Source organism: Acinetobacter sp. 5862 (assembly GCF_024494585.1).
Taxonomy (GTDB): Bacteria; Pseudomonadota; Gammaproteobacteria; order Pseudomonadales; family Moraxellaceae; genus Acinetobacter.
The window spans coordinates 66,599-79,859 of record NZ_JANHGP010000011.1 but is presented as its reverse complement, the minus strand read 5'-3'; the positions used below and the strand labels follow the sequence as shown (position 1 = coordinate 79,859).

10 protein-coding genes and 1 pseudogene are annotated in these 13,261 nt (G+C 42.4%); 9 read left to right on the top strand and 2 right to left on the bottom strand.

The genetic code is table 11. The features are described from left to right. Nucleotides 1–74 precede the first annotated feature (74 nt). The 3 genes and pseudogenes from NO346_RS01275 to NO346_RS01265 all read left to right on the top strand — a co-directional run. Nucleotides 75–392, top strand: a pseudogene (locus NO346_RS01275) (branched-chain amino acid ABC transporter permease); the annotation flags it as partial. After that, nucleotides 389–706, top strand: a complete 318-nt coding sequence (locus NO346_RS01270; RefSeq protein ID WP_256413955.1) for an AzlD domain-containing protein — start codon at nucleotides 389–391, stop codon at nucleotides 704–706. The pseudogene NO346_RS01275 and the gene NO346_RS01270, both read left to right, overlap by 4 nt. Nucleotides 707–886: 180 nt before the next feature. Next, nucleotides 887–1,045 carry a hypothetical protein gene (locus NO346_RS01265; RefSeq protein WP_256413954.1) on the top strand — a complete coding sequence of 53 codons (159 nt, stop codon included), beginning with the start codon at nucleotides 887–889 and terminating at the stop codon, nucleotides 1,043–1,045. 180 nt (nucleotides 1,046–1,225) lie between these two features. Here NO346_RS01265 and NO346_RS01260 read toward each other — a convergent pair whose 3' ends face one another. Both NO346_RS01260 and NO346_RS01255 read right to left on the bottom strand, forming a co-directional pair. Then, a complete protein-coding gene (locus NO346_RS01260) occupies nucleotides 1,226–2,113 on the bottom strand; it encodes an SDR family NAD(P)-dependent oxidoreductase (protein WP_087547397.1) in 888 nt (295 codons plus the stop codon). A gap of 247 nt (nucleotides 2,114–2,360) precedes the next feature. Then, nucleotides 2,361–3,638, bottom strand: a complete 1,278-nt coding sequence (locus NO346_RS01255) for an O-acetylhomoserine aminocarboxypropyltransferase/cysteine synthase family protein (protein WP_087547396.1) — start codon at nucleotides 3,636–3,638, stop codon at nucleotides 2,361–2,363. 297 nt (nucleotides 3,639–3,935) lie between these two features. Between NO346_RS01255 and ettA the strand changes: the two genes are divergently transcribed. The 6 genes from ettA to NO346_RS01225 all read left to right on the top strand — a co-directional run bounded on the left by ettA (nucleotide 3,936) and on the right by NO346_RS01225 (nucleotide 13,257). Continuing rightward, on the top strand, nucleotides 3,936–5,597 hold the full coding sequence (gene ettA / locus NO346_RS01250) for an energy-dependent translational throttle protein EttA (protein WP_087543687.1): 1,662 nt from the start codon (nucleotides 3,936–3,938) through the stop codon (nucleotides 5,595–5,597). Between the two features lie 182 nt (nucleotides 5,598–5,779). Continuing rightward, nucleotides 5,780–6,178 carry a cation efflux protein, CzcI-like gene (locus NO346_RS01245; protein ID WP_256413953.1) on the top strand — a complete coding sequence of 133 codons (399 nt, stop codon included), beginning with the start codon at nucleotides 5,780–5,782 and terminating at the stop codon, nucleotides 6,176–6,178. A gap of 54 nt (nucleotides 6,179–6,232) precedes the next feature. Continuing rightward, complete coding sequence (locus NO346_RS01240; protein ID WP_087535954.1) at nucleotides 6,233–7,651, top strand: TolC family protein; 1,419 nt, start codon at nucleotides 6,233–6,235, stop codon at nucleotides 7,649–7,651. Further along, nucleotides 7,651–8,877, top strand: coding sequence for an efflux RND transporter periplasmic adaptor subunit (locus NO346_RS01235; RefSeq protein ID WP_087535955.1), 1,227 nt, complete (start codon nucleotides 7,651–7,653; stop codon nucleotides 8,875–8,877). The genes NO346_RS01240 and NO346_RS01235 overlap by 1 nt, the downstream gene beginning before the upstream one ends. After that, nucleotides 8,867–12,031, top strand: a complete 3,165-nt coding sequence (locus NO346_RS01230; protein ID WP_256413952.1) for an efflux RND transporter permease subunit — start codon at nucleotides 8,867–8,869, stop codon at nucleotides 12,029–12,031. Before NO346_RS01235 ends, NO346_RS01230 begins: the two co-directional genes overlap by 11 nt. Nucleotides 12,032–12,312: 281 nt before the next feature. After that, nucleotides 12,313–13,257, top strand: coding sequence for a cation diffusion facilitator family transporter (locus NO346_RS01225; RefSeq protein WP_256413951.1), 945 nt, complete (start codon nucleotides 12,313–12,315; stop codon nucleotides 13,255–13,257). The last annotated feature ends 4 nt before the right edge of the window (nucleotides 13,258–13,261 follow it).

Here is a 13,261-nt window from a genome sequence, read left to right as displayed (position 1 = left end):
TTCATTGATGACTTTATTCTCGATAAAAATCATCTCCTACCACAGAGAATCTATAAATAATAGTGCGTAAGTCCTATTATATTTATTTTTTGCTTGGGGCTGGCAGTTTTTTCTATTTGGCTTGGGTATTGTTTAGTATTGGCGGTATTGTGTTGGCTTCCTCTCTGCCAAATTTAGATCAATATCATCTCGATTTTTCCATTGTTGCAACCTTTGTTGCCATTGTGATTCCCTTTATTAAAAACCTGAATACGTTGGTGGGTGTTCTGGTTTCGGTGCTTTTAACCGTTGTTTTTCTAAGCTTAGGTTTTAAAAGTGCCGCGATTATGGCAGGTGTAATTGGAATGTTTGCGGCAACGTGTTTGCAGAATATTCGGGAGCGTACAGCATGAGTTGGTTTCTCCTGATTATTCTGGCAATTGTGGTGTTTATGAATCGCTATATCTTGCTTGAACCTAATCTTCCTTTGCGTTTACCCAAATGGTTTCAGCAGTCTTTGAAATATTCTGCACCGTGTTTACTGACGGCAATTGCGACTCCGATTGTGTTTATGGATGAGCAGGGGGCATTTCGTTCGACTTTACTGAATCCGTATTTTCTCGCCACGATTTTAACGATTGTAATTGCTTATAAAGTGCGACATACCTTATTGACCATAATCCTGAGTTTGGCGTGTTTTTATGGATTGGTGTTCTGGTGGAATTAGTTAAATTAAAAGATTGGGAGCATATAGATTATGCTCTAAAATGAGAGCAATTCCTGCAACACCAAAACATTATCTGCCTTTGGTGAGCGTAGATGATCTATGCAAAGTGATAGTGCGAGCTGCAACAGATTCAGGTTTAGTGGGCCAGTCCTTATTAGTTGCCCTAGAACAGAACATTCTTTGTCTGAATTGACGAAAATGATTGCTCAACAATTCAATGTCTCTGCACCGAAACAACATGTGCCGCTGACTATTTTACGATTAATTTCGAATTGGACATGTTTGGCAAATCAATTAGAAATGTCGGCTGAGATGTTAAGTTTGTTGAGGACTGAATAACTCAACTTAAAACCGTTTAAACAATTTAGACAGCGTTAGGATATCCAGACAGGGGATTTAGCGGATGCCATTACAAAAACAACAGATTGGATGAAACAAACAACATCCACACAAATTATTTAAATCATAAAAAAACAGCGTATCTAGAGATACGCTGTTTTTAAAATCGGAATCACAAGATTACCAGTGTTCACCTGGGAACAAACGCGCATAGGCACGTTGTACAAGATTTAATTTCTCTTGCTCACCGATAGATGCTGTAGAGCTTGGGAATAAGTTAAAGCCGATTGACATCAAAATATTATTTACATCTGGTGCAATCGCATAAGTAATTGATGCGAGACGACCTAAGTTGGTTGCGATCTTTTTCGGACGTTTCACAATCGCATAAGCAATCAAGTCTGCTGCTTGTTCAGGAGAAAGCGTCGGTACATATTTATAGATTTTAGTTGGTGCAATCATTGGGGTACGTACTAACGGCATATAAATCGAAGTGATTGCAATTTTGTGTGAGTGAACTTCAGCAGATAAACAACGGCTAAATGCATCCAGTGCCGCTTTAGACGCTACATAAGCAGAGAAGCGGGTTGCATTTGCAAGTACACCAATCGAACTGATGTTGATGATCTGGCCATCCTTGCGCTGCATCATGTGTGGCAACAAGTTAAGAACCAAACGTACTGCACCAAAGTAGTTAAGTTGCATGGTACGTTCAAAATCATGGAAACGATCAACAGATTCATGTACAGCACGGCGAATTGAACGTCCTGCATTGTTGATCAAAATATCAATGTGATCCACGCTCGCCAAAATTTCTTTTGACACCGCATCAATTGATTCCATATCGTTTAGATCGCATGGAAAGACTGATGCCTTGCCACCCTCTGCCTCAATCTCCGCCTTGACTTCATCCAGCTTTTCTTTGGTACGTGCAAGCAACAATACATGAGCGCCAGCTTGAGCAAGATATTTTGAAACTGTTAAACCAATACCACTTGATGCACCAGTGACAATGATTGTTTTCCCGTCGACTTTTTGTTGAAAAAGTTTTTTGAGTTTTGCGTTCATGTAAGTTACCTACATTAATCAAGCTGTTGTTTGCAATGCTTTTTTATTGCGATTAAACATTGCACTTTATTTTGTATTAATATTAACCGATATTTTTTGTTTGTCTAGTGTAAATGTTTGAAATTTAATACTTTTTTTAGAGTAAAAACTCTAAAAAAATAAACCTATAGTTGAAAATGATATTATATTTTTCAAATTTTGCATAGAAAAAAAGCCCTATGTTAAGGGCTAATTGATTTCATTGAATTTAAACCTGAGCAAGCGCCTGTTCAAGGTCAGCAATCAGGTCATCAATATGTTCGATACCGATCGAAAGGCGAACGAGATCTTCGCTGACACCAGCAGATTTAAGTTCTTCAGAATTAAGTTGGCGGTGGGTGGTGGTAGCAGGGTGACATGCCAAGCTTTTGGCATCACCAATATTGACCAAACGTGTAAATAGTTGTAATGCATCGATAAAACGAGTACCGCCTTCTAAGCCATCTTGTACGCCAAAAGAAAGAATCGCTGAAGGTTTACCTTTCACATACTTTTGTGCCAAATGATGCTGTGGATGGTCATTTAAACCTGCATAATTGACCCATTTTACTTTTGGATGTTGTTTCAAATAATTTGCAACTTTCAGAGCATTCTCCGTATGGCGCTCCATACGAAGGCTTAAAGTTTCTAAGCCTTGTAAGATCAAAAACACACTCAGCGGACTAATCGCAGCCCCTGTATTGCGTAGCGGAACAACGCGTGCACGTGCGATATAAGCAGCTTCACCTAGAACTTCAACATAATTCACGCCGTGATAGCTTGGATCTGGTGTATTCAACGCTTTAAAACGTTCAGGATATTTGCCCCAAGGGAATTTGCCACTATCAATAATGACACCACCAATACTGTTGCCATGTCCGCCAATGTATTTCGTCAGAGAATGAACCACAATATCTGCACCAAATTCAAATGGTTTCAATAAAGCAGGAGTTGCAACAGTATTATCTACAATAACAGGGACACCATATTCATGCGCAATTTTAGAGATTGCTTCTAGGTCGATGATATTCCCAAGAGGGTTTCCGATCGACTCAACAAAGACCAGTTTGGTCTTATCATCAATAATAGAACGTAAAGCTTCGGGATTCTGATAATCAAAGAAACGAACTTCAATCCCTTGTTTCGGCAATGTATGCGCAAATAGGTTATAAGTACCACCGTATAAAGTGGATACAGATGCAATATTGTCACCGGCTTCAGCAATCGTTTGAATCGAATAGGTGATCGCTGCCATACCTGAGGCTAGAGCCAATGCACCAATACCACCTTCAAGCGCTGCGAGGCGTTGTTCGAGTACGGCGGTGGTTGGATTCATAATACGGGTGTAAATATTGCCCTGAACTTTTAAATCGAATAAGTCAGCACCATGTTGTGTATTATCAAATGCATAAGACGTGGTTTGATAAATAGGTACAGCGACAGCCTTTGTAGTGGCTTCTGGTGAATATCCCGCATGAATGGCTAAAGTTTCATCTTTATAGGTCATGATTACATCATCTACGTGAGTTAAATACTGATCGAGTGTAGCCGAAAAGCTATCCAAAATGGTGCATAATTTATGCGATTTATTGCGTTTTTATTCATATAAACAAAATAATAAGCGATTGAAAGCCATGATTCTGTTTTGAAGACAAAATTGTGCAATGTCTTGAAAAAGAAAATCCTTTGATTGGATGAAACAAAGATGATCTTAACTTCATGTTAATCCCGTTTTCAGCGTATAATACGTGCGATTATTTTTCGCTTTTTGCGATTTATTGGTTTTTCAATTGAGGAGTCCTGCGTGGCCCAATATATTTATACGATGAATCGAGTGTCGAAAATGGTTCCGCCGAAGCGCGAAATCTTAAAAGACATCTCTTTATCATTTTTCCCAGGCGCAAAAATTGGTGTGCTTGGTTTGAACGGTGCAGGTAAATCTACCTTACTCCGTATTATGGCTGGCGTAGATAAAGATTTCTCAGGTGAAGCACGTGCACAACCAGGAATCAAAATCGGTTACTTAGAACAAGAGCCGCCATTAGATCCAACCAAAGACGTTCGTGGAAACGTTGAAGATGGTGTACGTGAAGCACTTGATGCTTTAGCGCGTCTTGATCAGGTTTTTGCAGAATATGCTGAGCCTGATGCAGATTTCGATGCGCTTGCAAAAGAGCAAGAAAAATTAGAATCGATCATCCATGCTTGGGATGCACACAATCTGAATAATCAGCTTGAAATTGCTGCTGATGCATTGAATCTTCCAGCTTGGGATGCAGATGTATCATTGCTTTCAGGTGGTGAGCGCCGTCGTGTTGCATTATGTCGTTTGTTGCTGTCTAAGCCAGACATGTTACTTCTTGATGAACCGACGAACCATTTAGATGCTGAATCAGTGTCTTGGTTAGAACGTTTCTTGAAAGACTTCCCTGGTACGATCGTTGCGATTACGCATGACCGTTATTTCTTGGATAACGTGGCTGAGTGGATTCTTGAACTTGACCGTGGCATGGGGATTCCTTATCAAGGTAATTATTCTTCTTGGTTAGAGCAGAAAAATGCCCGTTTAGAGCAAGAACAGAAGCAAGAAGAATCTTTTGCTAAAGCATTGAAAAAAGAACTTGAATGGGTTCGTTCAAATGCCAAAGGTCAGCAGAAGAAAAACAAAGCGCGTATGGAGCGTTTTGAAGAACTTAACTCACGTGAATTCCAACAGCGTAATGAAACGTCTGAAATCTACATTCCACCTGGCCCACGTTTGGGTAACAAAGTTGTAGAAGTTGAAGGCATCAGTAAATCATTCGATGGTCGCTTACTTTACGAAAACTTAACGTTTACTGTACCTCCTACAGCGATTGTGGGTATCGTAGGTCCAAACGGTGCGGGTAAAACCACGCTATTCCGTATGATGACTGGCGAACAGCAACCTGATACAGGTACTGTGACTTTGGGTGAGTCGGTTAAAGTGGCTTATGTCGGTCAGATTCGTGACACCCTAGATAATAACAAAACTGTATGGGAAGAAGTTTCTGGCGGTTTGGATATCTTAAAAATCGGTGATTATGAAATTGCATCACGTGCTTATATCGGTCGCTTTAACTTTAAAGGTCAGGATCAGCAAAAACGCGTAGGTGAATTGTCTGGTGGTGAGCGTAACCGTTTACAACTTGCCAAAATCCTGCAAATGGGCGCAAACGTGATCCTGCTGGATGAGCCATCGAACGACTTGGATATCGAAACTTTACGTGCGCTTGAGGATGCAATTCTTGTATTCCCAGGTACTGTGATGGTGGTATCGCATGACCGTTGGTTCCTTGACCGTATTGCAACGCACATCTTGTCATTTGAGAATGAACAGCCAGAATTCTACACAGGTAACTATGCAGAATACGAAGCATACCGTCAGTCTCGTTTAGGGGACGCAGCAGCAACTAAACGTACAAAGTATAAAAAGATTACAGGTTAATTTCCTGTCTAAAAAACCAGCTTTCGAGCTGGTTTTTTTATTTTCAGAAATTATAAATACAAATCAAGGATTGTGCGATAAAGCTAAATTTCAGGACGATCTTGTTTTAGTTTGTTTAATGTAATTTTATTACATGTACTTTACTTGCTATAGTGACGCAAATTTTGAACAGTTGGTGTAACGTGCAACGTTCTGCTGTATTTATGACACTCTTGCTGAGTTTGTTCATGTTCCAAAGTTTTTGGAATGTGGCGGCGGCTTTTTGTGCGCATGAACAGCCGACTGAATATCGTACGTTGAATCATTTTGGCCATCATATCCCTGAAAATTTAGATGTTTCTGAAAAACATGCAGTAGTTGCAGATCAAGATGCTTCTGATTTACCCATGCCGTTAAGTTTGCAAGATCACCATGATCATTTGCCATCTTGTTTTCATGTCGTTGTGATCGAAGCTCAACAGCAGTTGGATGAACCAGTTTTACGGACGCATGAGATAGAACAAAAATATTACTGGTCCAACTTCTATCAGTCTCCACATCTTTCAGGGCTAAATCCGCCGCCTTTATCAACCCCGCTATAGGTGGGGTAGCCGAAAAATAGCCCACCGCATTCTTATTACTTTGAGGGGCTTTATATGTCTTCTAGTTTAAATCAGCGTATTCATGCAGTTGAGCAGCATACGCGAAAAAATCGTACTCAATTGTCATTGAAGTGGTCAGTGTTGGCACTTGCCTTAAGCACTGCTATTTTGAGTCCATCCATTGCCGCAGAATCTTTACTTGATGCAAATCAGCCTGCAACCAAGGCTGCACAACGTAATCTGAATTTTGAGCAAATCTTGCAGGATGTGAAACAATATCAGGCAGGCACAGGGGTGTGGCAAACGCAGCAAGGAATCGCTGAGGCCAATGTGAAACAAGCCGGGTTATGGTCGAATCCAAGTATTTCTATTCAGCAAACCGACTTTAGGTCAGGCAAAGACAAAGAGTTGGAATTTGGTGTTTCACAAAAATTAGACATTTTTGGTCAACGTCGTGCTGCGGTTAAGCTTGCCGATGTACAAGCATCTCAAGTGGGCCTTAATCAGGAACTCTACAATGCGCAACTTGAGTTAGCAGTTAAATATCTATGGTCGCAAGTCGTGGTGCTAGAGCTGGAACATGATGTGGTTCAGGCACAGTTAAAAACCAGTCAGGACACTTTGGATGCAACTCGCTTAAGACTCAAAGCGGGCAGCATTGCGCAGGTCGATTTAGATCGTACCTTGATGGCGCATATTGAAAATCAACGGTTGTTTCAACAAACCGAACTCTCTTTAGCCACTGCAAAGCGTCAATTGGCAAATCTGTGGGGCAGTACCGATAACCGCTTCTCTACTCAGGCAAGCAATGTCTGGCCACAACAAAATGATTTGCAAGATTATTTGCAGAACAATTTATTTGAGCGTGCTATTCAACTCGATATCGTGCGTCAAAAAGCCAATATCGATTATTTAAAAGTATCCAACCGACCAAATCCAACCGTCAATTTAGGCATGGTGCAAAGTAAAAGCGCAGAAACCAATTCGACCGATAACAAGTTCCGAGTGGGTATCGATATCCCGTTGAATATTTTTAATCGTCAACAGTATTCATTGCGAATTGCCAATGCCAAACAAGATTTACTGGTCAAACAGCAACAGTTTTACAAGCAGCAGAACTTGAATGCGATTCAGACCTTAACAGCAGAGTTGGCGGGATTGAAACAACAGTTCGATCTCGTCAATCAACGACAAATTCCATTGTCTGAAACGGTACAAGAGAAAATGTTGCTCGGTTTCAAAGTCGGTAAATATGCCATTACCGATGTGCAGCAAGCCACCATGCAATTGCAGGATCAACGTTTAAATAAAGTGCAGTTACTCAAGAGTGCATGGCAAAAGCAAATTGATGCAGAAAGTTTAGCACTAGGAATTGAGCTGAGTATGGTGAGTTCAAGTGATGCCTTAAATCAGATTAATCAAACCCTCTGGAAAGATACCAATAACCTTCCCGCTGTAGTAGGAGCAGAATAATGTCGACAAATAAATCTAAAAAGCAGTGGTTCTGGGTCATTCTGGTTATTGCCGTTGGCTTAGTCCTGAGCGCGTTATTATTTTTCACGGGCAAGAACAAAGCCAGCAGTGATGCAGCAGCTGATAGTCATGGCGAAGGTGAGGAAGGACATACAGAAGGTGAGGCTGGGCAGGCGGAAAGTGAGGAAGGTAGCTTAAATCTCAGCCCAAAACAGATGACTGAATATGGGGTTAAGCTGGCTCAGGTTGGTGTGGGTGAAGTCGGACAGCAATTTGCTTACCCAGCAAAACTGGTGACCAATACTGATCAGCAAGCGCATGTTTCAGCAACCTTTGCTGGGCGTGTGGAAAGTGTTAATGCGGTACTTGACCAACAAGTCAAGAAAGGGCAAGTTTTAGCCACTCTATTTATCCCTGATCTGGTAGATCAGCAGGCTAATTTAAGTATTGCACAAGAAGCTTTAACCCTTGCACAGCAAGATTATCAACGTGAAAAACAACTTTGGGAACAAGGGGTTTCTGCACGTCAGGATTATCAACGTGCCTACAATGCCTATCGTCAGGCACAGATTCAGGTACAAGCTGCACGTAGCCGCTTATCTGCCTTGGGTGCATCTAGTGGTAGTCAGGGTCGCTATGTCTTGACTGCACCTTTAAGCGGTGTGGTGAGTCTGAAAGATATTGTGGTGGGAGAGCAAATTACCGCAGATAAGCAGTTATTTGTGATTGATCAGCTGGATCAACTCTGGATTGAGTTTATTTTACCAAGCGTCAATAACATCAATGTCCAACCGGATCAGCAGATCGAGTTTAAGTCGCTGCAAACCAATAATAGCTTTAAAGCACAAATCCAGACTTTGACCACCGCAGCAGATACGCAGACAGGTCGTTTGCAGGTGCGGGCCAAAGTGTTAACTCCAGCCAAAGAACTTCGACCTAATTTGATGGTAAACGTGTTATTAGATGGTACGGACAAGAAGCCTGTGCTTCGTGTTGCCAAAGGGGCGATTCAGCAGATCGAGGGTAAAGCCACGGTTTTTGTCGCTAAGCAAGAGAAAGACCAAATGCATTTCACTCCAACACCTGTACAACTGGGTAATTACTCAAGTGATGGGCAGTGGGTGGAAATCCAATCGGGTCTGACTGAAAAGCAACAATATGTCAGTCAAGGCAGTTTCCTTTTGAAATCTGAGATCGAGAAGGGAGAGGCTGAGCATGGACACTAAAGATAAGTTGCAGCTTCCTCCCGCGGAAGGTCTGTTTGATCGGATTATTCAGTTTTCAATCTGCAATGCGATTTGGGTCATGCTGTTTGTGGTGGCATGGATCGGGGTCGGTATTTATAGCTACCAAAAACTGTCGATTGATGCCGTACCTGACATTACTAACGTGCAGGTGCAGATTAACAGTCAGGCGGGAGGATTCACTGCCCCTGAGGTTGAACAACGGATTACTTATCCGATTGAAAATGCCATGTCGGGTATTCCGAACTTGGAACAAACCCGTTCCATCTCCCGTTACGGCTTGTCCCAAGTCACGGTGATCTTTAAAGATGGTACCGATATCTATTGGGCGCGTCAGCTGATTAACCAGCGCTTACAGGAAGCCAAGAGTGCTTTGCCTGATGATATTGATCCACAAATGTCACCGATTTCAACTGGTCTAGGCGAGATCTATCAATGGGTGATCAAAGCTGAACCGAATGCCAAAAAGGCCGATGGTACGCCTTATCAGGCCATGGACCTGCGTGAAATTCAGGACTGGATTGTTCGTCCTCAATTACAACGTGTGCCGGGTGTTGCTGAAATCAATACCATTGGGGGATATAACAAGACCTATGTGGTTTCTCCAGACCTGAAACGTTTGCAACAACTGCAAATTCCGTTAACCGATTTGCAAACTGTACTCACTGAAAATAATGAAAACCGCGGTGCGGGTTTTATTGAAGAAAATGGACAACAGCTGACGGTACGTATTCCGGGGATGTTGAAAACCGTACAAGACATTGAGAATGTCACGGTCAGCACCAAGAATGGTTTGCCGATCCGTGTTGCCGATGTTGCAACAGTTTCGATTGGACATGATCTGAGAACAGGGGGTGCCACCTATAACGGTGAAGAAACCGTACTGGGTATCGCGATGATGATGATGGGTGAGAACAGTAAATCCATCGCTCAAGCACTCGACAGCAAAATGCAGGAAATCAAACGTTCATTACCTGAAGGGGTGGTGGTCGAAACGGTATATAACCGCAGTAACTTGGTTGATAAAGCCATTAAGACGGTGGCGAAAAACCTGATCGAAGGTGCAATCTTGGTGATTGTGATCCTGTTTGTGTTCTTAGGTAACTTCCGTGCGGCATTGATTACTGCCTGTATTATTCCTTTATCTATGCTGTTTACCCTGACAGGGATGGCGGAGCAAAAAATCAGTGCCAACCTGATGAGTTTAGGCGCATTGGACTTTGGGATTATCGTCGATGGTGCGGTGGTGATTGTCGAAAACTGTATCCGACGGCTGGCAGAGGCTCAACACCATAAAGGTCGACTCCTGACCCGTTCTGAACGCTTTACCGAAGTCTTCTTGGCGGCAAAACAGGCAAGACGTCCGCTGATTTTTGGACAAATCATCATTATGGTGGTGTATTTGCCAATCTTTGCACTGGCAGGTGTAGAAGCGAAAATGTTCCATCCAATGGCAATGACCGTGGTCTTGGCCTTGATCGGTGCCATTATTTTATCGGTGACTTTCGTCCCTGCTGCGGTGGCATTATTTGTTACCGGTGAGGTCAAAGAGAAAGAAAGCCGTTGGATGGCGGCATTAAAAAGCGGTTATAAATCCTTGCTGGATAAAGCCTATGCTTTCCGCTATGTGGTGGTGGCCGGTGCAGTGACTATTTTGATACTCACCGCTGCGATTGGTTCGCGTGTCGGTAGTGAGTTTGCGCCACAACTGAGTGAAGGTGACTTTGCTTTACAGTTGATGCGTGCACCAAGTACAGGAATTGAAGAATCACTGAAGATTCAGGAAAGTGTTGAGAAGCAATTACTCGCAGAGTTTCCAGAAATCAAGGCGATCTTTGCCCGTACAGGTACGGCCGAAGTGGCAACGGATGTGATGCCCCCTAATATTTCTGATGCAATCGTTTTGTTAAAGCCGCGTGATCAATGGCCAGATAAATCGGAAACCATTGACGAGCTTCGAACCAAAATGTTGGCCTATGTTGAGAAAATTCCAGGCAACAACAGTGAGTTTTCTCAGCCGATTGAATTACGTTTCAACGAACTGATTTCAGGCGTACGTAGTGATATTGGGGTGAAAATTTTTGGTGATGATATGCAGGTTCTGAACCAAGAAGCAGAAAAAGTCGCGCAAACCTTGAGAACGATTACTGGTGCAAGTGAAGTCAAAGTCGAGCAGACTGATGGCTTACCTTTGCTCAATGTCGATATCGATCACGCACTGGCTGCACAATATGGTTTATCGGTGAAATCCATTCAGGATTTGGTTGCTGCCAGTATTGGTGGACAAAGTGTTGGGCAGATTTTACAGGGTGACCGTCGTTTTGATTTTGTGGTGCGTTTGGATGATGGGATGCGTACGCCGCAGCAATTGGCGATGTTACCGATTCAACTACCGAATGGTGGTTTGATCAAACTGCAAGACGTGGCAAAAGTGGAGAATATTTTAGGCTTGGCGCAAGTCAGCCGTGAAAATGGCAAGCGCCGTGTTGTAGTCACCACCAACGTACGCGACCGTGATTTGGGCTCATTTGTGGGTGAAATGCAGCAGAAATTATCTCAGCAAAAATTACCAAGCGGTTATTGGCTTGGTTATGGCGGTCAGTTTGAAAATCTGGCCTCGGCAAAAGCCAGAATGCAGATTGTGGTGCCATTGGCATTGCTGATGATCTTTGTTCTGTTGATGGCGGTGTTTAATAACTTTAAAGAAAGCTTGCTGGTATTTAGTGGTGTGCCATTTGCGTTGTCAGGTGGATTAGTCGCACTTTGGTTGCGAGATATTCCATTATCGATGTCAGCTGGGGTTGGGTTTATTGCACTCTCTGGTGTCGCAGTACTCAATGGGTTAGTGATGCTGAGTTTCATCAAAGAGCTTCGTGAGCAGTTTAATGTACATAAAGCGACCTGGCAGGGGGCGATTCTCCGATTACGCCCCGTTCTGATGACCGCCTTCGTGGCATCGTTGGGTTTTATTCCGATGGCGATTGCTACAGGCACAGGTGCAGAAGTACAACGCCCATTGGCGACAGTTGTGATAGGTGGGATTATTTCTTCCACTTTACTGACATTGCTGATTTTGCCTGTTGTCTATCGTTGGATGAATGAGAAAGCTGCTGTTCAGTCTAGCAATATTTCATAAGTCATCGAAATTCTGAATGTGGTGTGTATAAAGTTTTTGCCTTACTTTTCAAAGATGAAAAGTAACAAAAATCTTTTGTTGGACAGAGGGTACATCCCTGTAACCCCTGTCCAACGGGCGGCATCCATGCCGCCTCCACGATAGTAAATGTGTACTAGAGTAGAGATATAAGATCGAAAGATTTTAGGACAATTATTTGCACTTAATAAATTATATTCATTAATGATTTGAGATAGTGTAATTAAAAACAAGTTTGACTTAAAAATTATAAGGAGTCTAACATGAGTGGACATCAAGGGCATGACCATAGTCATGCTGTTGTGACCGAAGGCAATGCCAGAAAACTCACGATTGCCTTAATGCTGACCATGACATTTTTAATCATTGAAGTGGTTGCAGGCTTAATTACACAAAGTCTGGCCTTGCTGTCTGATGCTGCACATATGTTCACTGATGCCGCTGCATTAGCGATTGCTTTAGCTGCGATTAAAATTGCCAAACGCCCTGCTGATGATAAGCGTACCTTCGGTTATCAGCGTTTTGAGATTTTGGCGGCATTATTTAATGCATCTATGTTATTTTTTGTGGCGATGTATATTCTTTACGAAGCCTATCAACGATTTACCCAACCGCCCGAAATTCAAAGTATAGGCATGTTGGTGGTCGCATCAATTGGATTAATCATTAATTTGATTTCAATGAAAATTTTGATGTCCAGTGCGACTGAAAGTTTGAACATGAAAGGTGCTTATTTAGAAGTGCTGAGTGATGCATTAGGTTCTGTGGGCGTCATTATTGGTGCTGTGATTATCTATTACACCAATTGGTACTGGATCGACACGCTGATTGCGGTGGCAATTGGTTTCTGGGTATTACCAAGAACATGGATTTTGCTCAGACAAAGTATCAATATTTTATTAGAGGGTGTACCTGAAGAGGTTGATATTGAAAAGTTACGCACTGATCTATTGGCTTTAGATGGCGTTGAAAGTATTCATCAATTGAAAGTTTGGGCGATTACTTCAAAAAATATTCACCTAACCGTTCATTTATTTGCACCTAACGCAGATCGCAAACAACTACATCAAGCTGCTACAGAAATGCTATCGCATGAACATGGGATTGCCGAGGTGACCTTGCAAATTGAGGATGATGCAGAAATGAATTGCCAGCATATGCATCAACATGTTGAAGATGAACAACACACTCATTCACATCAGCACTGAGCTG

Excerpts from the sequence above, each read along its gene's own strand:
- NO346_RS01235 (WP_087535955.1), top strand. The coding sequence starts at position 7,651 with ATGTCGACAAATAAATCTAAAAAGCAGTGGTTCTGGGTCATTCTGGTT.
- NO346_RS01255 (WP_087547396.1), bottom strand. The coding sequence starts at position 3,638 with ATGACCTATAAAGATGAAACTTTAGCCATTCATGCGGGATATTCACCA.
- NO346_RS01260 (WP_087547397.1), bottom strand. The coding sequence starts at position 2,113 with ATGAACGCAAAACTCAAAAAACTTTTTCAACAAAAAGTCGACGGGAAA.
- NO346_RS01230 (WP_256413952.1), top strand. The coding sequence starts at position 8,867 with ATGGACACTAAAGATAAGTTGCAGCTTCCTCCCGCGGAAGGTCTGTTT.
- NO346_RS01270 (WP_256413955.1), top strand. The coding sequence starts at position 389 with ATGAGTTGGTTTCTCCTGATTATTCTGGCAATTGTGGTGTTTATGAAT.
- NO346_RS01225 (WP_256413951.1), top strand. The coding sequence starts at position 12,313 with ATGAGTGGACATCAAGGGCATGACCATAGTCATGCTGTTGTGACCGAA.
- NO346_RS01240 (WP_087535954.1), top strand. The coding sequence starts at position 6,233 with ATGTCTTCTAGTTTAAATCAGCGTATTCATGCAGTTGAGCAGCATACG.